At 72.2% G+C, this 21,042-nt stretch carries 25 protein-coding genes; 17 read left to right on the top strand and 8 right to left on the bottom strand.

Annotation, left to right across the window (positions count from 1 at the left end):
- Positions 1–57 precede the first annotated feature (57 nt).
- Both ACZ4SW_RS11090 and ACZ4SW_RS11085 read right to left on the bottom strand, forming a co-directional pair.
- Positions 58–993 (bottom strand): M56 family metallopeptidase, encoded by a 936-nt coding sequence (locus ACZ4SW_RS11090; protein WP_468240891.1) that lies wholly within the window; start codon positions 991–993, stop codon positions 58–60.
- A gap of 126 nt (positions 994–1,119) precedes the next feature.
- Entirely contained in the window at positions 1,120–1,665 is a 546-nt protein-coding gene (locus ACZ4SW_RS11085) for a DUF5134 domain-containing protein (protein ID WP_468240889.1), read from the bottom strand.
- A 169-nt stretch (positions 1,666–1,834) separates the two neighbouring features.
- Here ACZ4SW_RS11085 and ACZ4SW_RS11080 point away from each other — a divergent pair, with 169 nt between their 5' ends.
- The 3 genes from ACZ4SW_RS11080 (at position 1,835) to ACZ4SW_RS11070 (ending at position 4,319) form a co-directional block, all read left to right on the top strand.
- Positions 1,835–3,481, top strand: a complete 1,647-nt coding sequence (locus ACZ4SW_RS11080) for an FUSC family protein (protein WP_468240886.1) — start codon at positions 1,835–1,837, stop codon at positions 3,479–3,481.
- A complete protein-coding gene (locus ACZ4SW_RS11075) occupies positions 3,478–4,044 on the top strand; it encodes a MarR family winged helix-turn-helix transcriptional regulator (protein ID WP_468240883.1) in 567 nt (188 codons plus the stop codon). The genes ACZ4SW_RS11080 and ACZ4SW_RS11075 overlap by 4 nt, the downstream gene beginning before the upstream one ends.
- 116 nt (positions 4,045–4,160) lie before the next feature.
- Positions 4,161–4,319 carry a hypothetical protein gene (locus tag ACZ4SW_RS11070; protein WP_468240880.1) on the top strand — a complete coding sequence of 53 codons (159 nt, stop codon included), beginning with the start codon at positions 4,161–4,163 and terminating at the stop codon, positions 4,317–4,319.
- A gap of 65 nt (positions 4,320–4,384) precedes the next feature.
- Here the strand turns inward: ACZ4SW_RS11070 and ACZ4SW_RS11065 are convergent, their stop codons facing one another.
- Both ACZ4SW_RS11065 and ACZ4SW_RS11060 read right to left on the bottom strand, forming a co-directional pair.
- Positions 4,385–5,149, bottom strand: a complete 765-nt coding sequence (locus tag ACZ4SW_RS11065; protein ID WP_468240878.1) for a VOC family protein — start codon at positions 5,147–5,149, stop codon at positions 4,385–4,387.
- 61 nt (positions 5,150–5,210) lie between these two features.
- Positions 5,211–5,603 carry a VOC family protein gene (locus ACZ4SW_RS11060; protein WP_468240875.1) on the bottom strand — a complete coding sequence of 131 codons (393 nt, stop codon included), beginning with the start codon at positions 5,601–5,603 and terminating at the stop codon, positions 5,211–5,213.
- Between the two features lie 73 nt (positions 5,604–5,676).
- On the opposite strand from ACZ4SW_RS11060, the gene ACZ4SW_RS11055 reads away from it, so the two are divergent.
- On the top strand, positions 5,677–6,234 hold the full coding sequence (locus tag ACZ4SW_RS11055) for a GNAT family N-acetyltransferase (protein WP_468240872.1): 558 nt from the start codon (positions 5,677–5,679) through the stop codon (positions 6,232–6,234).
- 13 nt (positions 6,235–6,247) lie between these two features.
- On the opposite strand, the gene ACZ4SW_RS11050 is transcribed toward ACZ4SW_RS11055, so the two are convergent.
- On the bottom strand, positions 6,248–6,931 hold the full coding sequence (locus tag ACZ4SW_RS11050; RefSeq protein WP_468240870.1) for a glycerophosphodiester phosphodiesterase: 684 nt from the start codon (positions 6,929–6,931) through the stop codon (positions 6,248–6,250).
- A 423-nt stretch (positions 6,932–7,354) separates the two neighbouring features.
- Here ACZ4SW_RS11050 and ACZ4SW_RS11045 point away from each other — a divergent pair, with 423 nt between their 5' ends.
- From ACZ4SW_RS11045 to ACZ4SW_RS11025, 5 genes are all read left to right on the top strand, one after another.
- The gene (locus ACZ4SW_RS11045; protein WP_468240867.1) at positions 7,355–8,752 is read left to right on the top strand and encodes a DUF6421 family protein; all 1,398 of its coding nucleotides are present in this window, start codon (positions 7,355–7,357) and stop codon (positions 8,750–8,752) included.
- A 41-nt stretch (positions 8,753–8,793) separates the two neighbouring features.
- Positions 8,794–9,546 carry an SDR family NAD(P)-dependent oxidoreductase gene (locus ACZ4SW_RS11040; RefSeq protein WP_468240865.1) on the top strand — a complete coding sequence of 251 codons (753 nt, stop codon included), beginning with the start codon at positions 8,794–8,796 and terminating at the stop codon, positions 9,544–9,546.
- Positions 9,543–10,613, top strand: a complete 1,071-nt coding sequence (locus tag ACZ4SW_RS11035; RefSeq protein ID WP_468240862.1) for a threonine aldolase family protein — start codon at positions 9,543–9,545, stop codon at positions 10,611–10,613. The genes ACZ4SW_RS11040 and ACZ4SW_RS11035 overlap by 4 nt, the downstream gene beginning before the upstream one ends.
- 90 nt (positions 10,614–10,703) lie before the next feature.
- Positions 10,704–11,297 carry a transglutaminase domain-containing protein gene (locus ACZ4SW_RS11030; RefSeq protein ID WP_468240860.1) on the top strand — a complete coding sequence of 198 codons (594 nt, stop codon included), beginning with the start codon at positions 10,704–10,706 and terminating at the stop codon, positions 11,295–11,297.
- A gap of 8 nt (positions 11,298–11,305) precedes the next feature.
- Positions 11,306–11,998 (top strand): B3/B4 domain-containing protein, encoded by a 693-nt coding sequence (locus ACZ4SW_RS11025; protein WP_468240857.1) that lies wholly within the window; start codon positions 11,306–11,308, stop codon positions 11,996–11,998.
- Between the two features lie 6 nt (positions 11,999–12,004).
- Here ACZ4SW_RS11025 and ACZ4SW_RS11020 read toward each other — a convergent pair whose 3' ends face one another.
- Together ACZ4SW_RS11020 and ACZ4SW_RS11015 are read right to left on the bottom strand one after the other, a co-directional pair.
- Positions 12,005–12,733 (bottom strand): lysophospholipid acyltransferase family protein, encoded by a 729-nt coding sequence (locus ACZ4SW_RS11020; protein ID WP_468240855.1) that lies wholly within the window; start codon positions 12,731–12,733, stop codon positions 12,005–12,007.
- Positions 12,734–12,913: 180 nt separating this feature from the next.
- Positions 12,914–13,330 carry a DUF4395 domain-containing protein gene (locus ACZ4SW_RS11015; protein ID WP_468240852.1) on the bottom strand — a complete coding sequence of 139 codons (417 nt, stop codon included), beginning with the start codon at positions 13,328–13,330 and terminating at the stop codon, positions 12,914–12,916.
- 75 nt (positions 13,331–13,405) lie between these two features.
- On the opposite strand from ACZ4SW_RS11015, the gene ACZ4SW_RS11010 reads away from it, so the two are divergent.
- The 6 genes from ACZ4SW_RS11010 (at position 13,406) to ACZ4SW_RS10985 (ending at position 18,020) form a co-directional block, all read left to right on the top strand.
- Entirely contained in the window at positions 13,406–13,819 is a 414-nt protein-coding gene (locus ACZ4SW_RS11010; protein WP_468240850.1) for a thioredoxin family protein, read from the top strand.
- An 83-nt stretch (positions 13,820–13,902) separates the two neighbouring features.
- The gene (locus tag ACZ4SW_RS11005; protein ID WP_446794637.1) at positions 13,903–13,983 is read left to right on the top strand and encodes a putative leader peptide; all 81 of its coding nucleotides are present in this window, start codon (positions 13,903–13,905) and stop codon (positions 13,981–13,983) included.
- A gap of 43 nt (positions 13,984–14,026) precedes the next feature.
- Positions 14,027–14,536: a flavin reductase family protein gene (locus ACZ4SW_RS11000; RefSeq protein ID WP_468240847.1), complete on the top strand. Its 510-nt coding sequence runs from the start codon at positions 14,027–14,029 to the stop codon at positions 14,534–14,536.
- 194 nt (positions 14,537–14,730) lie between these two features.
- The gene (locus ACZ4SW_RS10995; protein ID WP_468240844.1) at positions 14,731–15,516 is read left to right on the top strand and encodes an electron transfer flavoprotein subunit beta/FixA family protein; all 786 of its coding nucleotides are present in this window, start codon (positions 14,731–14,733) and stop codon (positions 15,514–15,516) included.
- A gap of 57 nt (positions 15,517–15,573) precedes the next feature.
- A complete protein-coding gene (locus ACZ4SW_RS10990; RefSeq protein ID WP_468240841.1) occupies positions 15,574–16,536 on the top strand; it encodes an electron transfer flavoprotein subunit alpha/FixB family protein in 963 nt (320 codons plus the stop codon).
- A 185-nt stretch (positions 16,537–16,721) separates the two neighbouring features.
- Complete coding sequence (locus ACZ4SW_RS10985; RefSeq protein ID WP_468240838.1) at positions 16,722–18,020, top strand: DUF6986 family protein; 1,299 nt, start codon at positions 16,722–16,724, stop codon at positions 18,018–18,020.
- A 54-nt stretch (positions 18,021–18,074) separates the two neighbouring features.
- Here the strand turns inward: ACZ4SW_RS10985 and ACZ4SW_RS10980 are convergent, their stop codons facing one another.
- Positions 18,075–19,181 (bottom strand): LacI family DNA-binding transcriptional regulator, encoded by a 1,107-nt coding sequence (locus ACZ4SW_RS10980; RefSeq protein WP_468240836.1) that lies wholly within the window; start codon positions 19,179–19,181, stop codon positions 18,075–18,077.
- Positions 19,182–19,401: 220 nt separating this feature from the next.
- On the opposite strand from ACZ4SW_RS10980, the gene ACZ4SW_RS10975 reads away from it, so the two are divergent.
- Complete coding sequence (locus tag ACZ4SW_RS10975) at positions 19,402–20,355, top strand: ROK family protein (protein ID WP_468240833.1); 954 nt, start codon at positions 19,402–19,404, stop codon at positions 20,353–20,355.
- Between the two features lie 347 nt (positions 20,356–20,702).
- A complete protein-coding gene (locus tag ACZ4SW_RS10970; protein WP_468240831.1) occupies positions 20,703–20,897 on the top strand; it encodes a hypothetical protein in 195 nt (64 codons plus the stop codon).
- Positions 20,898–21,042: the final 145 nt, after the last annotated feature.

Below are 21,042 nucleotides of genomic sequence, written 5' to 3'. Positions count from 1 at the left end.
TCCTCGCCCACACGTGCGGCCATGGGTCAAGCCGGGAAGGCCGGGCGCCCGCCGTGTCTACCCGAGTGCGCGCAGTCCCGGTACGAACGCAACCAGCACGGGAACCACCGGAACCAGCGCCGCGGTCGCCGTCAGCCGCAGCCGCTGCGCCGCCGGAAGCCGGTCCGGGGGAGTCAGGAGGCGGTGCACACGCTGCGGGACATGGGCGTGCGGGGTGGGGCAGGGCCCGAACACGCCCCGGTCCTGGTTGAGTTCCACCAGCGCCAGCGCGGTGGTGAGGCGGCCGTGGCGGCGCGAGGCCATGTCGTCGGCGGCGAGTTCGACCAGCCGGTGCATCTCGTCGCGGAACGCGGCGAAGACGGGCACCTGGGGAAACCCGTTGGCCAGGGCGGCCGAGGAGTGCAGCAGCCAGTGGTGCCGGGCCCGGGCGTGCCCCTGCTCGTGGGCGAGCACGGCGTCCAACCGGCTGCCCTTGAGCCGGCGCAACGCGGCGGTGGTGACGACCAGTTGGGGCACAGGCCCGGGCAGCCACCAGGCGTCCGGACGTTCCGCCTCCAGCACCACCAGCCGGTCGCCGCGCAGTTCCTCGCCGGGCAACAGCGGGGCCCGCACCAGCAGTTCGGCGCGGCTGTGCCGAAGGCGTGCCCGCGCCCGGGCGACCTCCCGGACCAGCATCGCGGCGCTCCACACGCCGCCGCACGCCAGCGCCACGGCGGTCGTCGCGGCCCACGGGCTTCCCGTGCTCAACGCGTACGCGGCCACGACCGAGCGCGGGGCGGGAGCGAACACATGTCCCCGCACGGCCGCCCACGCGGCGGCCGCGCTCAGCGTCATCGACAACACACAGCACACCAGGACCGCCGCCACCACGCACTGCCACACCCACAGGGCGACCACCGGTTCGCGGTCCGGCCAGTCCGCCCGGGCGAGCAGCCGCGGAGCCAGGACGGCGGTCAGGGCGCCGAGCAGCAGCAGTGCCGCGGGGACCATCATGGGCCGAAGCCTATGAGCCGGGCGGCGCCACGGGATACGTACGGTGGCGGCAAAGTGACGCACGCCACGGTTTCGTATGTCCTTGTGCCGAGGCGGCCCTGATGGCGGCTCGGACCGGCGCCGGTGTCACAGGGTCAGGAGCATCGCCAGCATCCCGATCGCCATGGACAGGCGGCACGCACGCGCGAGTTCGGGCCGGTCGCCCCAGCCCGTGCCGCGCGCGCCCCCGGCCGTGACCACCGCCACCGTCGGCACCAGGCGTACTCCGGACCACAGCACGTAGACCGTGAAGTACAGCAGGAGGGCCCCGGTGAGCAGCGATACGCCGCCGTGCGCGTGGTGTCCGGGCGATGCGGCCATCGCCGCCGCCATGTAGACCATCGCGCACGCGCCTATCAGATGGTGCAGATGGTGGGCGCCGCGCCGGGCCTCCCACAGGGCCCGCACGGCCGCCCCGCCGAAGACGACGGCGTAGGCGATCCACACCGCGCGCGGCGGCACGGCGACCGCCGGGGGCACGGCCATCACCGCCATGCCGAACCCCATCAGCGCCTCGCCGCCCGCGGCCAGGCGCTGCTCCTCGACGGCGCTGCGCATCCGCAGCAGGCAGTAGGCCCCGGTCGCCGCGCACAGCGCGACGAGCAGCCAGCCGGGCGAAGCCGGTCCGTGCACCGCGCACCTCCCCGCTCGACGGTCTCGCACGGTCACCGGGGGCATGCCCGTCACGCAGGGTGCGCACGCAAGCGCACAGGGGTACAGGGGGGCGCGGGGACGGCACCGCAGGTCGGGACGCGGACCGCCAAATCATTTACTAATAAAACATCTGCTAAACTTATGGGTCATGAACCGTGCCACACCCCGCGCCCCCCGAACCTCCCGCGTGCGCCCGCTGCCCCTCTCGGGGCATCTGCGCCTCGGCAGGCCCTCGGAGATCTGGTTCAAGCCGGCGCTGAGCGTGGTCACGGCCGTCGCCCCGCCGAACCTGACGCTGCTCGCCCTCGGCCGCCTCGACCTGGCCGTCTACACCATGGCGGGCTCGCTGTGCGCGCTCTACGCGCACCACCGCCCGTACGCGGCCCGCGCACTGACCCTCGTCCGGGTCGTCCTCGGCATGCTCGGCGGCCTCGCCGTCGCCCTGCTCGCCGCGTCCCTCACCCGGAACGCCGTCGTCCTGGTGGCCGTGGGCGCCCTGCTCGCGGCCGTGCAGAAGGCGCTGTGCGACGCGACCCGTATCGGGCCGCCCGGCAACGTGATCTTCGCTTTCGTCAGCTCGGCGTCCCTGTTCGCCCCACAGACCCTCGGTCAGGTCCCCGGCCACCTCTCCCTCGCCGCCGCGGCGGGCGCCTGGGCCTGGATCGTCGGCATGGCCCCCGGGCTGCTGCGGCCGCACGGCCCCGAGCGCCGCGCCACCGCCCACGCCCTGAGCGCCGCCGCCGTGTTCGCCGAGACCGGGACGGCGACCGCTCGGGCAGCAGCCGCTGCCGCCGTGCACACCGCCTGGCAGTCGCTGCTGTCCACCGGTGCCCGCTCCGCGCCCCGGCGCGCCCTGGAACGGCTCGTCGTCCGCACCGAGGTCGCCCTGGCCGCGCCCGCCGACACCGACCCGGAGCGGCTGCGGGCCTGGGCGCGCGCCCTGCGGGACACCGGGCCCGTCCCGACCCCCGACGACCCCGGCGGGACCGACGACGAACTCCTCGGCGTGGAGGCCGAACTCGCGAGCCCGCCGCGCCCCCTGCGCCGCAGGCTCGGCCCGCTCGCTCCCATCGCCCTGCGCACCGCCCTCGGCTGTGCCCTGGCCGGGTACGTCTCCCTCGCGCTCGGCATCGGGCGCCCGTACTGGGCGCTGGTCACCGCCGCCTCGCTCTACCAGGCCAACGTCACCCTCACCTGGCGCCGCGGCATCCAGCGCGTGATCGGCAACCTCGTCGGCGTCCTGCTCTTCGCGGCCATCGCGCCGCTCGCCCACCTCAGTCAGCTCGCCCTGGTGCTGTGCGGCCTCGTCCTCAACTTCGGGGCCGAGGCGCTGATCAGCCGCAACTACTGGCTCGGCAGCGTCTGCGTGACCCCGATGGCCCTGCTCATCACCGAGTTCCCCCGCCACCAGCAGCCCGCCGGGCTGATCACCGACCGGGCCCTGGACACCCTCGTCGGAGCGCTGGTCGGCTTCGTCGCCGCCGTCGTCGTCACCAACCGGCGCGCCGGCGACCGCCTCGACCAGGCCCTCGCTGCCGTGGACCGCGCCCGCGAGCGTGCGGCCCGGGTCCTGGCCGCCGAGGACCCCGGGCCCGGAGCCCTTCGGGCCGCGCGCCGCGATCTCGCCGGAACCCTCGTGGAGCTGCGCGCCACGGCCGACGCCGCGGCCGGCGAGTGGTGGCAGCGCGCCCTGCCCGAGGAGCGGGTGCTGCGCGCCGAACAGGCCGGACACCGTACGCTCGCCGCGACGGTACGACGGCAGGGACTGCACACCTCGGGAGGCGCACGGACATGACGGCAGCGAACGGAGCGACGACGTGGGCGCAGGGCGGTGCGGCCGGAGCGGCACCGGCCGCGGGCGACATCGTCGCCGCCGTCGTGCGCCAGTGGCGGGCCGTCCGCCCCGACATCGACACCGGGCCCATGGAGATCATCGGCCGGGTCAACCGCTGCGCCGCCCTGCTCCAGCAGGCCGAGGACGCCCCGCTGCGCCGCGCGGGACTCACCCGGCCCGAGTTCGACGTCCTCGGCACGCTGCGCCGCACGGGACACGAGCTGACGCCCGGAGAGCTCGCCCGGGAGACGTTCTCCTCCGGAGCGGCGGTCACCAAACGGATCAAGCAGCTCGCCGAGCGCGGCCTGGTCGAGCGGCGCGGTGACTCCCGTGACCGCCGCGTGGCCCATGTCCACCTGACGGAGGCCGGCCGCGACCTGGTCGACGCCGTCCTGCCCGAGCAACTCTCCTACGAGACCGCCGTGCTGTCCGGACTGGACACCGGCGACCGGCACGCACTGGCGGCGCTGCTCGGCGAGTTGCTCGTCCAACTGGAAGGCCGGCTGGGCGCGCCACGCGGCTGACGGCACCCACCGGAAACTCCGCGATCACGGCCCGTTGACATCGGTCGGGCGGCACTCCTACGGTCAGTCCGGCAATCCGATCAACGTTCGATAGGTCGAACCTGACGTCGAACCCGTTGACCATCAACGCCTTCCGGGACCTCACCGTCCCGGTGACGCCGGCCGAGGCGGCGAACACGCTGACGTTCACCGCCGAGGAACCTTCCGACTTCGACGGCGACACCCACAACCCCTACGCCAGCGCTCGGCGTACGCGCCGGTCCCCGACCGGGTGACGGTCACGCCGCCGGCCGCAACTCCTCGATCCCGGACCGACCGCTGAGGAGCGGAGGCCTCGGGATCAGCCCTCCTGACCGGCGACGTAAATGCCGAACACCGCGCCCTGCGGGTCCTTCAGGACGGCGATGCGCGGGCCGTCCGGGACCGAGGTCGGTTCCATGAGGACACCCGCGCCCGACTCTGTCGCGACCTGGGCCGTGGCGTCCACGTCCGCCACCGCGAAGTACGGCAGCCAGTGCGAGGGCACCTCGGGCGGGAACCGGTCGCCCATCGTCACCATGCCGCCGAAGTCGGCACCGCCGATACCCCACTGCGTGTACTGCTCGGAGGGGTTCACGCTCCAGCCGAAGACGGTCGTGTAGAAGTCGGTGACCCGCTCCCGGGCGCGGGTCATCAGCTCCACCCAGCCGAGCGAGCCCGGCGCGTTGAGCAGCCCGGCCCCGGTGAAGTCCCGCGGCTGCCACATCTGGAAGACGGCGCCGCCCGGGTCGGTGGCGACGGTGAAACGGCCCGCGTCGAAGACGTCCATCGGCCCCAGGAGCACCGTGCCGCCGGCCGCGCGCACCGCCTCGGCCGCCGCGTCCGCGTCCGCCACCGAGAACGTCACGTTCCAGGCGACCGGCTGCGACTCCTGGAACAGCGGGGCGAGCGCCGCGACCGCCGCGTCGCCGAGATGGGCGATCGTGTAGCCGCCCGCCTCCGGCCGCGGATCGGTCTCCGGCCGCCAGCCGAACAGCCCGGTGTAGAACCGCTTGGCGGCGTCCAGATCGCTGGTGCCCAGCTCAGTCCAGCAGGGGCCGCCGGTCACCGGCGCGTCGAGCTTCATGGGCCACCTCCGGCCACCTCGGTCACCCTCACCACGCTAAGCCCGCCGCCGGCATGCGGCATCAGGTCCCCGGGCGGTACCGCAGGGGATGGTCGGCCGGGATCTCCACGAGCACGATCTCGGTGCCGTCCGGGTCCTCGATCCACATCTCGACCAGACCCCACGGCTCCTTCACCGGCGGCCGTACGATCGGGACCCCGGCGTCGGCCAGCTCCGTGTGCGCCGCGGCCACGTCCTGCACCTGCAGCCACAGCTTCAGGGCGGGCGAGGGCGGGATCTCACTGCGGCCCGCCACCTCGAGGAAGCCGCCGCCGAGGAAGTACACGACGCCGCGGTCGGGACCCGTGCCGAACTCCCGGTAGACCGGGAGCCCGAGTTTCCCGCCGTAGAAGGCCCGGGAGCGCTCCGGGTCGGTCGGGCGCAGGAGGGTGCGGCTGCTCAGTACGTGGACCATACATACGGAGCCTAATGGGCGGGATACCCTCGTCGATGCCCACGCCGCGCCACGGAAACGGAGAAGCTTCCCCATGGACAGCCCCGCCGCCGCTGACACCGCCACGACCGGTCTGACCTTCCGCGACGCCACGGACGCCGACGTCGACGCGCTGGTCGTGCTGGTCGAGTCGGCGTACCGCGGCGACGCCAGCCGGGTCGGCTGGACCACCGAGGCGGACATCCTCGAGGGCCGGCGGACCGACGCCGAAGGCGTGCTGGAGGTCATCAAGTCGCCCGACAGCCGGCTGCTGACCGTGGAACGCGACGGGGCGATCATCGCGTGCTGCCAGCTCCAACACCGCGGCGACCACGCCTACTTCGGCATGTTCGCGGTCAGTCCCGCACTGCAGGGCGGCGGCCTCGGCAAGGCGGTCATCGCCGAGGCGGAGCGCACGGCCCGCGAGACCTGGGGTGTCAAGGAGATGCAGATGACCGTCATCTCCGTCCGGGACGACCTCATCGCCTGGTACGAACGGCGCGGCTACCGCCGTACGGGGCGGATGAGCCCGTTCCCGTACGGCGACGAGCGCTTCGGCATCCCCCAGCGCGACGACCTCCAGTTCGAGCTGCTGGTCAAGCCGCTGGTGTGACCGCGCGGCGGGGTCACGCCGTGAAGCGGCCGGTGCGCTTGATCTCCGGGTGGTCGGTGATCGCGCCGTCCAGCTCCAGCGCGCGGACGAGGCGCAGGTGCTCGGGGGTGTTGACCACCCAGCCGATGACCCTCAGGCCCGCCTCCCGCGCGTGCTCGACGACCTCCAGGGTCAGCCGGCGGATGTCGAGGCACACGGTCGCCGCGCCGGCCTCGACGGCCCGTTCGACGACATCGATGCCATAGCGGCTCGCGACCAGCGCCGTGCGGACGCCCGGCACGAGCCGGGCGATCTCCGCGACCGCCTCGTCGTGGAACGACGACACCTCGACCCGGCCGACCAGGTCCCGGCGGTGCATCACCTCGGCCAGCGCCCGCGCCGCCGCCACATCCTTGACCTCCGCCTGGATCGGTGTCCTCACCGCGTCCAGGACCTCCTCGAAGACCGGGACGCGCTCACCACGGCCCGCGTCGAGGGCGCGCAGCTCGGCGAGGGTCTTCTCCGCGATCGGCCCCTTACCGTCGGTCGTACGGTCGACCTGGTCATCGTGCATGACCACGAGGGCCCCGTCCTTGCTCAGATGCAGATCGAGCTCGACCAGATCGAGGCCCGCCCGTTCGGCGGCGACGAAGGACCGAAGGGTGTTCTCGGGTTCGACACCCATCACTCCGCGGTGACCGATGGTGAGGAAGTTCAAGGTTCGGCTCGCTTCCGTCGACGGCGGCTCGGGCAGCCGCGCGGCGGTCCCGGACCGGCGCGGCTCGGCCGCAGCCTAATGGCCCGGCGGGCCACCGGACCCGCTCGTGACGGGCCCCGGGGGCGCACGGGGCGGCGCGAAACCGGACTGTGCGGCCGGTTCGGTGTCACCCCTGGGTGGGCGCGTCCCGCCCATGTTGACCCTGCGGTGTCATGCGCCGGATGGCCTGAAGTCGCCTGTCCGGCCCCCGCACGGAGACCGAACAGACGTTCAGTGGAAGTCGTTGCCTTTCCCGTGTCACACAGGAAAAAGAGCGGTGAAGGCGGGGGGTCGGCGGGACGATTTTTCGACTGCCCTCTTGCTGGGAGAAAGCTCGTATGCATACGGTGTGGTCACCCGAGGTTCTCCCGTGAAGGATGGGTCATGACGGAAATTCTTGTGCAGGTGGGTTCGGAGGAGCAGGTTCCTCCGCAGGACAGGGTGGTGGACCACCCGGCTTGGCCCGTGCTCAAGGATGCCGTGGAGCAGATCCGGCCATGGCAGGCCAAGGACGGTTCGATCGACTTCGACGGCGAGGGCGCGCCGGAGCGCGCGGAGGTGCAGGCCGCCGTGCGGCGTGTGGTGGAGGCCGTGGAGCGGCTCTCCCCGCTGCTGCCGCACGACGCCGCCTACCACGAGGCGCTCGTGAAGGACCTGCGCCGGTGGGCCGACGAGGGCTTCCAGGTGCCCGACTTCCTGGACTCGCTGCTGGCCTTCCAGCCCGCCGCGCTGCGCGAGGACGGCCTCCAGCACCTGGTCGTCTTCCCGATGTACACGCAGAACGGCAACCCGGACCGCAACCTCGAAGCGGTCGTGCTGCGCATGGTCTGGCCGGACTGGCTGGCCGAGCTGGAGCGCACCCGCTACGACAACCCGCTGTTCTGCGGCATCAAGTTCGAGGACTTCACCTCCGGCTACGACACGAACTCCGCCGTCCTCTTCCCCGAGACCATCGCCGTGCGCCAGGCGCCGGAACGGTTCTCCTGGGGCGGCATCTTCTGCGACCGCGAGGCCGCCCGCTTCCGCCGGGTGACCGCGTCCGCCGTCGACATCCTGGGCCTGGAGCTGCCCGAGGACATCGCCGCGATGGTCCACGACCAGAAGCGCTGCGAAGAGGCCTTCGTGCTGTGGGACATGGTCCACGACCGCACCCACAGCCACGGCGACCTGCCGTTCGACCCGTTCATGATCAAGCAGCGCCAGCCGTTCTGGATGTACGGGCTCGAGGAGCTGCGCTGTGACCTCACCGCCTTCAAGGAGGCCGTGAAGCTCCAGGCCGACGGCGTGCCGCAGGCGCGCGACGTCCAGTACGCGGTGCTGTTCGACCGTATGTTCCGCTTCCCGGTCACCGGCGAGCGCGTCCGCAACTACGACGGCCTCGGCGGTCAGCTGCTCTTCGCCTACCTGCACAAGCACGACGTCGTCCGCTGGACCGACAACAGGCTCTCCATCGACTGGGAGCGCGCCCCGCAGGTCACCAACCAGCTGTGCGCCGAGATCGAGAAGCTGTACCGGGACGGCATCGACCGCCCCAAGCTCGTGCACTGGTTCGCCGGATACGAGCTGGTCTCCACCTACCTCGCCCCGCATCCGGGCTCCAAGTGGGCCAAGGGCCCCGATGCCCTGGATCTGACGCAGCCGCCGCGTAAGCTCGTGGACGACGTGCTTCCGGACGAGTTTCCGCTGAGCATGTTCTATGAGGCGTTGCAGAAGAAGCTCAAGAACGTGATCGCCTCGACCAAGGGCATCACGGCTCAGGCGGCCGAGCGGGTCGCCGCGTGAGCGCCCCCGCAACCGGTACGGCCGCTCGGCAGGAGGCGAAGATGCGGAACGGGAACGGGCCACTGAGCGGCGCGGTGATCGCGGTGGCCGGCGCGGGCGGACCCGCCGGCCGGGCGGCGCTGCTCCGGCTCGCCGAGGCGGGAGCCACCGTCGTCGGCTCGGACAACGACCCCGAGCGCCTGGCGGAGGCCGTGGACGCGGCCCGATACGCGTACGGCGGCGCCACCGTCACCGGGGACACCGTGGACCTGCTCGACCTGCAGTCCACCCGCGACTGGGCCGCCCACGTCGAGAAGGAATTCGGCCGGGTCGACGGGCTGGTCCACCTCGTCGGCGGCTGGCGCGGCAGCGAGACCTTCACCAGGACCAAGCTCGACGACTGGGACCTGCTCGAACTGCTGCTCATCCGCACGGTGCAGCACACCTCGCTGGCCTTCTTCGACGCCCTGCAGCGCAGCCAACGCGGCCGGTACGTCCTGATCAGCGCCGCGGGCGCGAGCAAGCCCACCGCGGGCAACGCCTCCTACGCGGCCGCGAAGGCCGCCGCCGAGGCCTGGACGCTGGCCATGGCCGACGCCTTCAACAAGGCGAAGGGGGAGGGCGAGCTGACGTCGGCGGCTGCCATCCTGGTGGTGAAGGCGCTGGTGCACGACGCGATGCGCGCCGAACGCCCCAACGCGAAGTTCGCGGGCTTCACCGACGTCAACGACCTGGCCGAGGCCGTCGTCGGAGTCTGGGAGAAGCCCGCCGCCGAAGTGAACGGAAACCGTCTGTGGCTGACCGAGAAGCCGTGAACCCTCCCAAGACCGACGCGCGCCGTCATCACGACCCGGAGGTCCGCGGTTTCGCCAGCGACAACTACGCCGGAGCCCACCCGGAGGTGCTCGCCGCCCTGGCTCTGGCCAACGGCGGGCACCAGGTCGCGTACGGCGAGGACGCCTACACCGAGAACCTCCAGCGGATCGTCCGCGGCCACTTCGGAGCCACCGCCGAGGCCTTTCCGGTCTTCAACGGCACCGGCGCCAACGTCGTCGCGCTCCAGGCGGTCACCGACCGCTGGGGCGCGGTGATCTGCGCCGAGACCGCCCACATCAACGTCGACGAGTGCGGGGCGCCGGAGCGGGTGGGCGGCCTGAAGCTGCTCACGGTGCCGACGCCGGACGGCAAGCTCACGCCCGAGCTGATCGACCGGCAGGCGTACGGCTGGGAGGACGAGCACCGCGCGATGCCGCAGGTGGTCTCGATCACCCAGAGCACCGAACTGGGCACCCTCTACACGCCCGACGAGATCCGCGCGATCTGCGAGCACGCCCACGCGCACGGCATGAAGGTGCACCTCGACGGCTCCCGCATAGCCAACGCGGCCGCCTCCCTGGACGTGCCGATGCGCACGTTCACCAACGCGGTCGGAGTGGACATCCTCTCCCTGGGCGGGACGAAGAACGGCGCGCTGTTCGGCGAGGCCGTCGTCGTCATCAACCAGGACGCGGTCAGCCGCATGAAGCACCTGCGCAAGCTGTCCATGCAGCTCGCCTCCAAGATGCGCTTCGTATCGGTGCAGTTGGAGGCCCTGCTCGCCAGGGACCTCTGGCTGCGCAACGCCCGCCACGCCAACGAGATGGCCCAGCGCCTCGCGGAGGGCGTGCGTGCGGTCCACGGGGTGGAGATCCTCCACCCGGTCCAGGCCAACGCGGTCTTCGCGCGCCTGCCGCACGACGTGAGCGAGCGCCTGCAGAAGCGCTTCCGCTTCTACTTTTGGAACGAGGCCGCGGGCGACGTGCGCTGGATGTGCTCCTTCGACACCACCGAGGACGATGTGGACCGGTTCGTGGCGGCCCTCAAGGAGGAGATGGCCCGCTAGCAGCCGCAGACACGCGACAAGACGCATAGTTATGCGGTCACTCGAAATTCCATTGACTCTCGGGTGGCCGCATTCCTATGCTCTGCGGGCATGGAGCTGATCCAGGAAACGCCCGACCTGTCCGCGTACTTGGCCGCCGACGAGGTCATCGACCATGACCATCCGCTGGTGCGGGAGACCGCCGCGCGCCTCGCCACGGGTGTCCAGGACTCGTATGCCTATGCGCGAGCGGCCTATGAATACGTCCGCGACGCCATCCCGCACTCCGCCGACAGCGGTGACCTCCGGGTCGCCTGGCGGGCCTCCGACGTGCTGGATCAGCGCACCGGCATCTGTTACGCCAAGGCCCACGCGCTGGCGGCGTTGCTGCGGGCCGAGGACATCCCGACGGCCCTGTGCTACCAGCGGCTCGCACACGACGACGGCGGCGGTCATGCCGTACACGGTCTGGTCGCCGTGCGGTTCAACGGCGCCTGGCACCGGCAGGACCCCCGCGGCAACAAGTCGGGTGTTGACGCCCAGTTCTCCCTCGGTGGTGAGCGCCTCGCCTGGATCCCGGACGCGAAGTCCAATGAGATGGACTATCCAGTCCTGTATGCTGCACCTCATCCGGCGGTGGTGAGGGCACTGAAGTCCGCGCCCGACCGGCCGGCCCTCTGGAAGACGCTCCCCACCGCACTCTGAGGCAGGCGATGACTCCCACCCTGACCGTGTCCGACGAGGTTCGTGCCCTCGCGCCCGGCTTCACGCACGTCGCGATCGAGGCCCACGGACTCCACAACGGACCCAGCACCGAGGCCACTTCCGCCCTGCTCGACGACGGCGCCCGCCGGCTCGCCGCCCGTCTGGACGGACGCGCGCCGCACGAGGATCCGCACATGGCCGCCTGGCGCGAGGTGTACACGGCCTTCGGCGCCAAGCCGTCCCGCACCCGCAACTCCGCCGAGGCCCTCGCCAAGCGCGCCCTGTCGGATGCCGGCCTGCCCAGGATCAACGTGCTCGTCGACCTCTACAACGCGATCAGCGTCGCCCACCTCATCCCGGTCGGCGGGGAGGACCTCGACCGCATCCAGGGCGCCATGCGCCTGGTACGCGCCACCGGCGACGAGGACTTCGTGACCGTCATGGCGGGGGAGGAGACGATCGAGCACCCGGACGCGGGCGAGGTGGTCTGGCGCGACGAGGCCGGTGTGACCTGCCGCCGCTGGAACTGGCGCCAGGGGCCGCGCACCCGGCTCACGGAGGAGTCCGTCTCGGCGCTCTTCCTGCTCGAGAGCCTGGCCCCCATGCCGGTGGCCGACGTCGAGCAGGCCGGTGCCGAACTCGCGGAACTGCTGGAGAAGTTCAGCCCCGGGGCGCGGATCACCGTCCACGCTCCCGCCTGACGGGCGTCAGTGCGCCTCGGCCGCGCGCAGGGCGGCGGGGGTCGGTGCGGTGCCGCCGAGGTGGGCCGGCATCCACCAGGCGTCCTCCGGGCCCTTGGGGCGCCCGGGGTAGGCGCGCTGCGCGGCCTCCAGCAACTCCTGGACCCGCTCGCGCAGCTGACGGGTGAGGACGCCCGCATAGGTCTCACGGGAGGCCTCGACCGCCTCGCCGACCCGGATCGTGATCGGGGTGTGACTGCGCCCGAAGTTGCGCGGGTGGCCCTTGGTCCACAGCCGCTGCGTGCCCCACAGAGCCATCGGGATCAGCGGCACGCCCGCCTCCTGGGCCAGGCGTACGGCACCCGACTTGAAGCTCTTCAGGGTGAACGACTGGGAGATGGTCGCCTCCGGGAAGACGCCGACCACCTCCCCCGACTTCAGCGAGTCCAGCGCGTGCGCATAGGCCGTCTCGCCCTGGTTGCGGTCCACGGGGATGTGCTTCATGGCGCGCATCAGCGGGCCGGAGATGCGGTGCCGGAAAACGGACTCCTTGGCCATGAAGCGCACCAGACGCTTCTGCGGCAGGGCCGCCAGGCCGTTGAAGATGAAGTCCAGATAGCTGATGTGGTTGCTCACCAGCACCGCACCGCCCGCGCGCGGAATGTTCTCCGACCCTTCGCAGTCGATCTTCAGGTCCCACGCCTTGAACATCGTGCGGGCGAGACCGATGACGGGACGGTAGACGAGCTCAGCCATGTAGGGGAACGGACCCTTCTCTTTGCCTGGGAAGGGACTCCCGGCGGGAAGTTACGCAGCCGTAGGTTTACGGCTTCCGCAGATCGTGCCCGAAGAACGGACGCGGGGCCAGTCCTGGTGCCCGTGTACGGCGAGATCCTCGTCACGTCAGCCGTTCGCAGCACCGGGTCTGATCCGCGGTCAGTGCCCGCGGACCGCCGCACGGCGCATCAGCAGGTACGCCTCGCACCCCAGGCAGTAGCCGAACGCGGCGTTGAGGAAGGCGGCGGCGAGCGCGGCCCCGGTCGCGGCCAGCCCCAGCCACCGCGGACCCGCGGTGTAGCCGACCAGCCCGACCACGGCGAAGACCAGCCCGACCGCCTGGGCGAACTGCGGCGGCTGCGGCGCCTCGAACTCCGTCGCCGGCCCGAGCCGCGGGCGTACGACCCTCCGGAACAGCCATCCGTACGGTGAACGCGCCACGCCCCCGGCCGCGCCCAGCGCGAACGCCAGCAGCTGCCAGGCCAGCAGCCAGGTGCTGCCGGTGACCAGGACCACGGCCAGCACAATGGTCGTCACGGCCGCCCCGAAGCGGGGCCCCCTCACATCGATGTCCATGAATCAAGCATTCCGCATGAGAATCGGATCGGGGAGCCGGGAATCTTTGCGGTCTGGTGAACGCTGGAGCAGACGATGACGGGACTTGTGGTGTGTGTGGCCGTGCTCGTGCTGGCGAGCGCGTACGGAGTGCTGCACCGGCGGCGGAGTGGGAGAGTGCGCGTGCGCGGGCGGGACGAGGGAAAGCGGCTCGGTGCGGCGGAGTTGGGCCAGGGGCTCGGCGAGCGGGCGACGCTCGTGCAGTTCTCCAGCGCCTTCTGCGCCCCCTGCCGGGCCACGCGCCGGGTCCTCACCGAGGTGGCCGACATGGTTCCGGGCGTGACCCACATCGAGATCGACGCCGAGGCGCACCTGGACCTCGTCCGTGAACTCGACATCCTCAAGACGCCCACCGTCCTGGTCCTCGACGCCGGCGGACACGTCGTGCGGCGGGCCACCGGCCTGCCGCGCAAGGCCGACGTCATCGCAGCGCTGGGAGAGGCGGTTTGACGGTCGCGCCCACGACGGTGGCGTGCCTCCCGGATGCCGGGACGCACTTGACTGCGCGTACCACCTATCGTCAGCCTGACCGTATGCCCCCGGAACTCCTTCTCTTCGAGCGTGTCCACGTGGATCTGGCCCGCACCGCGAGCGCCTGCTGTCCGGCGTGTTGAGCATCCACGGACCCCACGTCACCTCTCCCAGAAGGACGACTGCATGAGGGCCACGCCCGACCTCGGCACCCATCGGCTCGCCTCCCCGGACCTGCTCCGTTCCGTCTTCCGGCGGCACGCGGCCGGAGTCGCCGTGATCACCGCCCAGCGCGGCGGCAGGCCGGTCGGCTTCACCGCCACCTCCCTCGCCTCCGTCTCCGCCGAGCCCCCGCTGGTCTCCTTCGGCATCGGCGTCGGCTCCTCGAGCTGGCCCGTCGTCTCGGTGGCCGAGCACGTCGGCGTGCACATACTCGGCGAGCACCAGGAAGACCTGGCCGGCACCTTCGCCACCAGCGGCGCCGACCGGTTCGGGGCGCCGACCCGCTGGCACGAGGGTCCGGAGGGCGTGCCCCTGCTGGACGACGTGCTCGCCTGGCTGGTGTGCCGCGTGGTGGCCCGCGTCCCCGCCGGGGACCACCGCATCGTCGTCGCCGAGGTCGTCCTCGGCGATCCCTCGGGTGCCGGACGCCCGCTCCTGTACCACCAGGGCCGGTTCAACGGCCTCCGCGACTGAGCCGCCGGTCCGGTTACACAGCGTTGTCAAGGTCACAGTTCAAAGCGCTTGCTTAGCGGGCATTCACTCGATGTACTGGCGAGTAATATTTCGTTCGGAGCGCGGGGTCGCCCCGACCGGGATCGGCCGCTTCAGGCGCCTATGCTGCCTGCAAGAAGGCAGCCCAGAAATGTCGATGCAGTAGGAGAGCCGGCGTGAGCTTGAGGATCGTTGTCACTGTGAAGTACGTGCCCGACGCCACTGGCGACCGGCACTTCGCCGATGACCTGACCGTCGACCGGGACGACGTGGACGGTCTGCTCTCCGAGCTCGACGAGTACGCGGTCGAGCAGGCGCTGCAGATCGCGGAGAACGCGGACGACGCCGAGGTGACCGTCCTGACGGTGGGCCCGGAGGACGCCAAGGACGCGCTGCGCAAGGCGCTGTCGATGGGTGCCGACAAGGCGATCCACGTGGAGGACGACGACCTGCACGGCACGGACGCCATCGGCACCTCGCTGGTGCTGGCCAAGGCGATCGAGAAGGCCGGCTTCGACCTGGTGGTCTCCGGCATGGCCTCCACCGACGGCACCATGGGTGTCGTACCCGCACTGCTGGCCGAGCGCCTGGGTGTGCCGCAGGTGACCCTGCTGTCCGAGGTGTCGGTCGAGGACGGCACCGTCAAGGGCCGCCGGGACGGCGACGCCGCCTCCGAGCAGCTCGAGGCGTCCCTGCCGGCCGTGGTGTCGGTGACCGACCAGTCGGGCGAGGCCCGTTACCCGTCCTTCAAGGGCATCATGGCGGCCAAGAAGAAGCCCGTGGAGTCCTGGGACCTGTCCGACCTGGAGATCGAGGCCGAGGAGGTCGGTCTCGAGGGTGCCTACACCACGGTCGACTCCGCAGCCGAGCGCCCGGCGCGCACCGCGGGCACGATCGTCAAGGACGAGGGCGAGGGCGGCAAGCAGCTCGCTGAGTTCCTCGCGAGCCAGAAGTTCATCTAAGGCTCCTCCAGCCTTACCGTCCCTCAGACTTCGCATTCCGCAAGGAGATCCGTTCCCATGGCTGAAGTTCTCGTCTACGTCGACCACGTGGACGGTGCCGTCCGCAAGCCCACGCTGGAGCTGCTGACCCTGGCCCGCCGCATCGGCGAGCCGGTCGCCGTCGCCCTCGGCGCGGGTGCCGAGAACACCGCCGCCGCGCTCGCCGAGCACGGCGCGGTCAAGGTCCTCACGCACGACGCCTCCGAGTACGCCGACTACCTGGTCGTGCCGAAGGTGGACGCCCTGCAGGCCGCCTACGAGCAGGTGTCCCCGGCCGCCGTGCTGGTCCCGTCCTCCGCCGAGGGCAAGGAGATCGCCGCGCGTCTGGCGCTGCGCATCGGCTCGGGCATCATCACCGACGCCGTCGACCTGGAGGCCGGCGACGAGGGCCCGGTGGCCACGCAGTCCGTGTTCGCCGCCTCCTTCACCACCAAGTCCCGCGTGTCGAAGGGCACCCCGGTCATCACGGTGAAGCCGAACAGCGCGGCCGTGGAGGCCGCCCCGGCCGCGGGCACGGTCGAGGCCCTCGCCGTGTCCTTCTCCGAGAAGGCGACCGGTACGAAGGTCACCGGCCGTACGGCGCGCGAGTCGACGGGCCGTCCGGAGCTGACCGAGGCCGCGATCGTGGTCTCCGGCGGCCGCGGTGTCGGCGGTGCGGAGAACTTCTCGCTCATCGAGACCCTCGCCGACTCCCTCGGCGCGGCCGTGGGCGCGTCGCGTGCGGCGGTGGACGCGGGCTGGTACCCGCACACCAACCAGGTCGGCCAGACCGGCAAGAGCGTCTCCCCGCAGCTGTACATCGCGACCGGGATCTCCGGTGCCATCCAGCACCGCGCCGGTATGCAGACCTCCAAGACGATCGTGGCGATCAACAAGGACGCCGAGGCGCCGATCTTCGACCTGGTCGACTACGGCGTGGTGGGCGACCTGTTCGAGGTCGTCCCGCAGCTCACCGAGGAGATCAAGACCCGCAAGGGCTGAGCGACTCCACGGCTGCGAGGCCCCCGTCACCGCCGGTGCGCGGTGACGGGGGCCTTCGTGCGTCCGAGGGCCACCGCTGCAGGGGCGGGTTCCGCGCGAGACGGTGTTGACCGGCGGTGAGGCCGGTGGATAGCTTCGCTCTACGGATTGTTGATTCCGTGCTGCGGAATGCGGGAGGGTGCGGGATGGGCCAGGGCGGGCAGGAGCGGGTGTCGACGAGCCTCGCGGGTGCCGTCAGTGAGGAGATCAGTGCCTCCCTCGCCCCGGTGGACGCCGAGTTGGCCCGCCGCTACCCGGGCGACCCCGGCACGCGCCAGCCCGTTCACACGGTCTACGTCCCCGGTGACGTCTTCGCCGCCGACACGGTGCGTTCCTGGGGCGAGAAGGCCCTCGCCGCCCTCGACGAACACGCCCCGGACGCCTCCTCGTTCGCCTCGGTCCTCGGTCTCGGCGACGAACTCGCGGCGCCGGTTCACGACCGCGTCCGCGCCAAACTCGAGCGGGAGCCGATCGAAGACCTGCGCGTCGACTTCGAGGACGGTTACGGGCCGCGCCCCGACGCCGAAGAGGACCAGGCGGCCGCGCGCGCGGCACGGCTGATCGCCCAGGCCTGCCGGGAGGGAACGGCGCCCCCGTACACGGGCATCCGCATGAAGTGCCTGGAGGCGCCGGTACGCGACCGGGGCATCCGCACGCTCGATGTCTTCCTCACCGGTCTGATGGAGGCCGGCGGGCTCCCGGACGGTCTCGTGCTCACGCTGCCCAAGGTGACGTACCCCGAGCAGGTCACCGCCATGGTGCGGCTGCTGGAGGCGTTCGAGAAGGCGCACGGACTCGACGCGGGGCGCCTTCGCTTCGAGATCCAGATCGAGACCAGCCAGGCCGTCCTCGCCGCCGACGGCACCGCCACCGTCGCGCGCATGATCCACGCCGCCGAGGGCCGCGCCACCGGACTGCACTACGGCACCTTCGACTACAGCGCCTGCCTCGGCGTGTCCGCCGCCCACCAGGCCAGCGACCACCCGGCCGCCGACCACGCCAAGGCGGTCATGCAGGTCGCGGCGGCGGGCACCGGAGTGCGGGTCTCCGACGGCTCCACCAACGTCCTGCCCGTCGGCCCCACCGAACAGGTCCACAAGGCCTGGCGGCTGCACTACGGGCTCACCCGCCGGGCACTGGCCCGTGCCTACTACCAGGGCTGGGACATGCACCCGGGCCACCTTCCCACCCGGTACGCGGCCGTCTTCGCCTTCTACCGGGAGGGTTTCCAGCAGACCGCGGCACGCCTCGCCCGCTATGCCGACCGCACCGCCGGAGACGTCCTGGACGAACCGGCCACGGCGAAGGCGCTGAGCGGCCACCTGCTGCGGGGGCTGGACTGCGGCGCCCTGGACCCGGCCGAGGTCGCGCGGGCCACCGGCCTGACCCGGGCCGACCTGGAGGGCTTCGCGGCGCCCAGGCGCGGGGAGCTCACGGCGCGGTAAGGGCGCTGCGGCTTCGGCGCGGTAGTGTGACGGCTGCGGTCCCGGGCCGAAGTCTCAGTCGGCGGGCGGCAGTTCGCCCGAACCCCGGGTGATCAGCCGGGTGGGGAGCTCGATGCGTTCCGGGGTGACGAGCGTGCCGTCGAGCTGGCGGAACAGACGCTCCGCGGCCGTGCTGCCGAGGGCGGCGGCGTCCTGCGCGACGACCGTGACACCCGGTTGCAGCAGGTCGGCCAGTTCGATGTCGTCGAAGCCGACCAGGGCGACCGGACGGCTGTGTGCGGCGAGGACGCGGATGACGGTGACGGTCACGCGGTTGTTGCCCGCGAAGATCGCGGTGACGGGGGCGGGACCCGCGAGCATCTCCTCGGCGGCCCGGCGCACCCGCTCGGGGTCGGTGACGCCCAGGGACATCCAGGAGTCCTGAACGGGTATGCCCGCGTCCTCCATGGCGGCCCGGTAGCCGCGCAACCGCTCGGCCGCGGTGTGGATGCGCGGCATGTCGCCGATGAAGCCGATCCGGCGATGGCCGTGCGCGATGAGGTGGGCGACCCCGTCCCGGGCGCCGCCGAAGCTGTCGGAGAGCACCACGTCCGCGTCGATCCGCCCGGCGGGCCGGTCCACGAACACCGTGGCGACGCCCGCCTTGATCTCCGGCTCCAGGTAGCGGTGGTCGTCACCCGCCGGGATGATGACCAGCCCGTCCACCCGGCGCGCGCACAGCGCCAGCACCAGCTCCTGCTCCCGGTCCGGGTCCTCCGCGCTGGAACCGTTGATCAGCAGGGCCCCGTGCGCCCGGGCGACCTCCTCGACGGCGCGGCTCAGGGGCCCGTAGAAGGGGTCCGCGAGGTCCTCCAGGACCAGGCCTATGCTCGCGGTGCGGCCCTTGCGCAGCACCCGTGCGCTGTCGTTGCGCCGGAACCCCAGCGCCTCTATCGCCTCCTGGACCCGGCGCTCGGTGTCCGGGGTGACCCCCGGCTCGCCGTTGACCACGCGGGACACCGTCTTCAGGCCCACCCCCGCGCGCGCCGCGACGTCCTTCATGGTCGGGCGGGTGCCGTAGCGGGTCCCGTTGTGGCGGTCTGCGGGGCGGCCGGTGCGGCGGGCGGTCTCGGGCACGATGCGCTGTCCTGTCCTGTCGTCCACGGAGATGCGTCGGTCCATGGGCTCTACCGGGGTTCCATGGGGTTGTATGAGGATGTGGCGTCGAGCATAGAGCCTGGACAACGTTGTCAGACGCGGGAGACACTGTCCACCGCACTCTCCGGCCGCGCCTTCCCCCAAGGGCGCTCCATGCCCGCTCGTACCCGGCACCCGGACCCGCGGCGACCGCACGCCGTGCGCCGGGGCCGGTACCACTCACGCATTGGGAGATCTGACACTGATGCACACCGACCTCGTGGCCGCGCTCGACATCGGCGGCACCAAGATCGCCGGGGCGCTGGTGGACGGCCACGGCAGGATCCTGCTGCGCGCGCAGCGCTCGACGCCCGCGCAGGAGGACGGGGACACCGTGATGGGGGCCGTCGAGGACGTCGTGGCGGAGCTGACGGGTTCTCCCCACTGGGGGAGGGTGCGTGCCGTAGGCATCGGCAGCGCGGGCCCGGTGGACGCCTCCCAGGGCACCGTGAGCCCGGTCAACGTGCCGGGCTGGCGCGACTTTCCGCTGGTCGAGCGGGTCCGGTCGGTGACGGGCGGCCTGCCCGTCGAGCTGATCGGCGACGGCGTGGCCATCACGGCCGCCGAGCACTGGCAGGGCGCGGCCCGCGGCCACGACAACGCGCTGTGCATGGTGGTGTCGACGGGTGTCGGCGGAGGTCTGGTCCTGGGCGGTCGGCTGCACCCGGGCCCGACCGGGAACGCCGGCCACATCGGTCACATCAGCGTCGACCTGGACGGCGATCCGTGCCCGTGCGGCTCTCGCGGCTGCGTGGAGCGCATCGCCAGCGGGCCGAACATCGCCCGCCGCGCCCTGGAGGGCGGCTGGCGGCCGGGCCCCGACGGGGACACCTCCGCCGCCGCGGTGGCCGGGGCCGCCCGTGCGGGTGACCCGGTGGCCGTGGCCTCCTTCGAGCGGGCAGCCCAGGCGCTGGCCGCGGGGATCGCCGCGACCGCGACGCTGGTGGAGATCGACATCGCGGTCATAGGCGGGGGCGTGGCCGGTGCCGGTGACCTGCTGTTCGCTCCGCTGCGCAAGGCCCTGACCGACTACGCCACGCTGTCCTTCGTCCAGCGCCTGACGGTGGTGCCGGCGCTGATGGGCACGGACGCGGGCCTGGTGGGCGCGGCTGCGGCAGCGCTGACGAAGGGGGCGGACGCGACGGTTGCCGGGGTGTGACGGGGCGCTGCCGACAGGACGACCGGTGTTCGGTCGCCGTGGCGGTGGTCCGTGGCCGTGGCGGTGGTCCGTCGCCGTTGTCCGTGGGCGTCGCCGTCGCCGTCGCCGGGTGAGGCAACCCCGCGGCTCACGTGACCGTGGTCGGCGTCGGTTGGCGTCGCGATCCACGCCCGCCGGACGGACCGCCGCCCGTGCCGTGGGTCCGACCCCGGGCGCTGCGCGGGCCCGCGTCCGCGGGGCGGTGGACCGGGGCCGGACATCAGGCATGAACGGGCATGCTCGCGTTCGCGGAGAGCCGGCCGGGGGCCGTTGCGTGACCCCGGCGCCCTTCGGCAGTTGAACAGGGCATGAAGAAGCGCAGCATGCTCGCCATCGCCTCCCTCGCCACCGGATTCGTCGTGGCCGCCGTCAGCCCCTCCCACGCCGCCGACCACGACAGGCTCGGCGATCTGAGCGTCAAGGACACCCTCGGCGCCGTCGACCACACCATCGGCCAGGACGGCCTGTCCATGGACGACGACGCCCTGGGGCAGGACGGCTGAGGAAAGCCGTGTCGGGGGGGGGGGGGGGGGGGGGGGGGGGGGGGGGGGGGGGGGGGGGGGGGGGGGGGGGGGGGGGGGGGGGGGGGGGGGGTGGGGGGGGGTGGGGGGGGGGGGGGGGGGGGGGGGGGGGGGGGGGGAGCCCCTG

Source organism: Streptomyces sp. NPDC028331, assembly GCF_055565775.1.
This window is presented reverse-complemented; position numbering and strand designations above follow the sequence as displayed.

What these genes read in the sequence shown, in the direction of transcription:
- ACZ4SW_RS11090 (WP_468240891.1), bottom strand. Translation starts at nt 993, where the DNA reads ATGATGGTCCCCGCGGCACTGCTGCTGCTCGGCGCCCTGACCGCCGTC.
- ACZ4SW_RS11080 (WP_468240886.1), top strand. Translation starts at nt 1,835, where the DNA reads ATGAACCGTGCCACACCCCGCGCCCCCCGAACCTCCCGCGTGCGCCCG.
- ACZ4SW_RS11075 (WP_468240883.1), top strand. Translation starts at nt 3,478, where the DNA reads ATGACGGCAGCGAACGGAGCGACGACGTGGGCGCAGGGCGGTGCGGCC.
- ACZ4SW_RS11065 (WP_468240878.1), bottom strand. Translation starts at nt 5,149, where the DNA reads ATGAAGCTCGACGCGCCGGTGACCGGCGGCCCCTGCTGGACTGAGCTG.
- ACZ4SW_RS11060 (WP_468240875.1), bottom strand. Translation starts at nt 5,603, where the DNA reads ATGGTCCACGTACTGAGCAGCCGCACCCTCCTGCGCCCGACCGACCCG.
- ACZ4SW_RS11055 (WP_468240872.1), top strand. Translation starts at nt 5,677, where the DNA reads ATGGACAGCCCCGCCGCCGCTGACACCGCCACGACCGGTCTGACCTTC.
- ACZ4SW_RS11045 (WP_468240867.1), top strand. Translation starts at nt 7,355, where the DNA reads ATGACGGAAATTCTTGTGCAGGTGGGTTCGGAGGAGCAGGTTCCTCCG.
- ACZ4SW_RS11040 (WP_468240865.1), top strand. Translation starts at nt 8,794, where the DNA reads ATGCGGAACGGGAACGGGCCACTGAGCGGCGCGGTGATCGCGGTGGCC.
- ACZ4SW_RS11030 (WP_468240860.1), top strand. Translation starts at nt 10,704, where the DNA reads ATGGAGCTGATCCAGGAAACGCCCGACCTGTCCGCGTACTTGGCCGCC.
- ACZ4SW_RS11025 (WP_468240857.1), top strand. Translation starts at nt 11,306, where the DNA reads ATGACTCCCACCCTGACCGTGTCCGACGAGGTTCGTGCCCTCGCGCCC.
- ACZ4SW_RS11020 (WP_468240855.1), bottom strand. Translation starts at nt 12,733, where the DNA reads ATGGCTGAGCTCGTCTACCGTCCCGTCATCGGTCTCGCCCGCACGATG.
- ACZ4SW_RS11015 (WP_468240852.1), bottom strand. Translation starts at nt 13,330, where the DNA reads ATGGACATCGATGTGAGGGGGCCCCGCTTCGGGGCGGCCGTGACGACC.
- ACZ4SW_RS11010 (WP_468240850.1), top strand. Translation starts at nt 13,406, where the DNA reads ATGACGGGACTTGTGGTGTGTGTGGCCGTGCTCGTGCTGGCGAGCGCG.
- ACZ4SW_RS11005 (WP_446794637.1), top strand. Translation starts at nt 13,903, where the DNA reads ATGCCCCCGGAACTCCTTCTCTTCGAGCGTGTCCACGTGGATCTGGCC.
- ACZ4SW_RS11000 (WP_468240847.1), top strand. Translation starts at nt 14,027, where the DNA reads ATGAGGGCCACGCCCGACCTCGGCACCCATCGGCTCGCCTCCCCGGAC.
- ACZ4SW_RS10990 (WP_468240841.1), top strand. Translation starts at nt 15,574, where the DNA reads ATGGCTGAAGTTCTCGTCTACGTCGACCACGTGGACGGTGCCGTCCGC.
- ACZ4SW_RS10985 (WP_468240838.1), top strand. Translation starts at nt 16,722, where the DNA reads ATGGGCCAGGGCGGGCAGGAGCGGGTGTCGACGAGCCTCGCGGGTGCC.
- ACZ4SW_RS10980 (WP_468240836.1), bottom strand. Translation starts at nt 19,181, where the DNA reads ATGGACCGACGCATCTCCGTGGACGACAGGACAGGACAGCGCATCGTG.
- ACZ4SW_RS10975 (WP_468240833.1), top strand. Translation starts at nt 19,402, where the DNA reads ATGCACACCGACCTCGTGGCCGCGCTCGACATCGGCGGCACCAAGATC.
- ACZ4SW_RS10970 (WP_468240831.1), top strand. Translation starts at nt 20,703, where the DNA reads ATGAAGAAGCGCAGCATGCTCGCCATCGCCTCCCTCGCCACCGGATTC.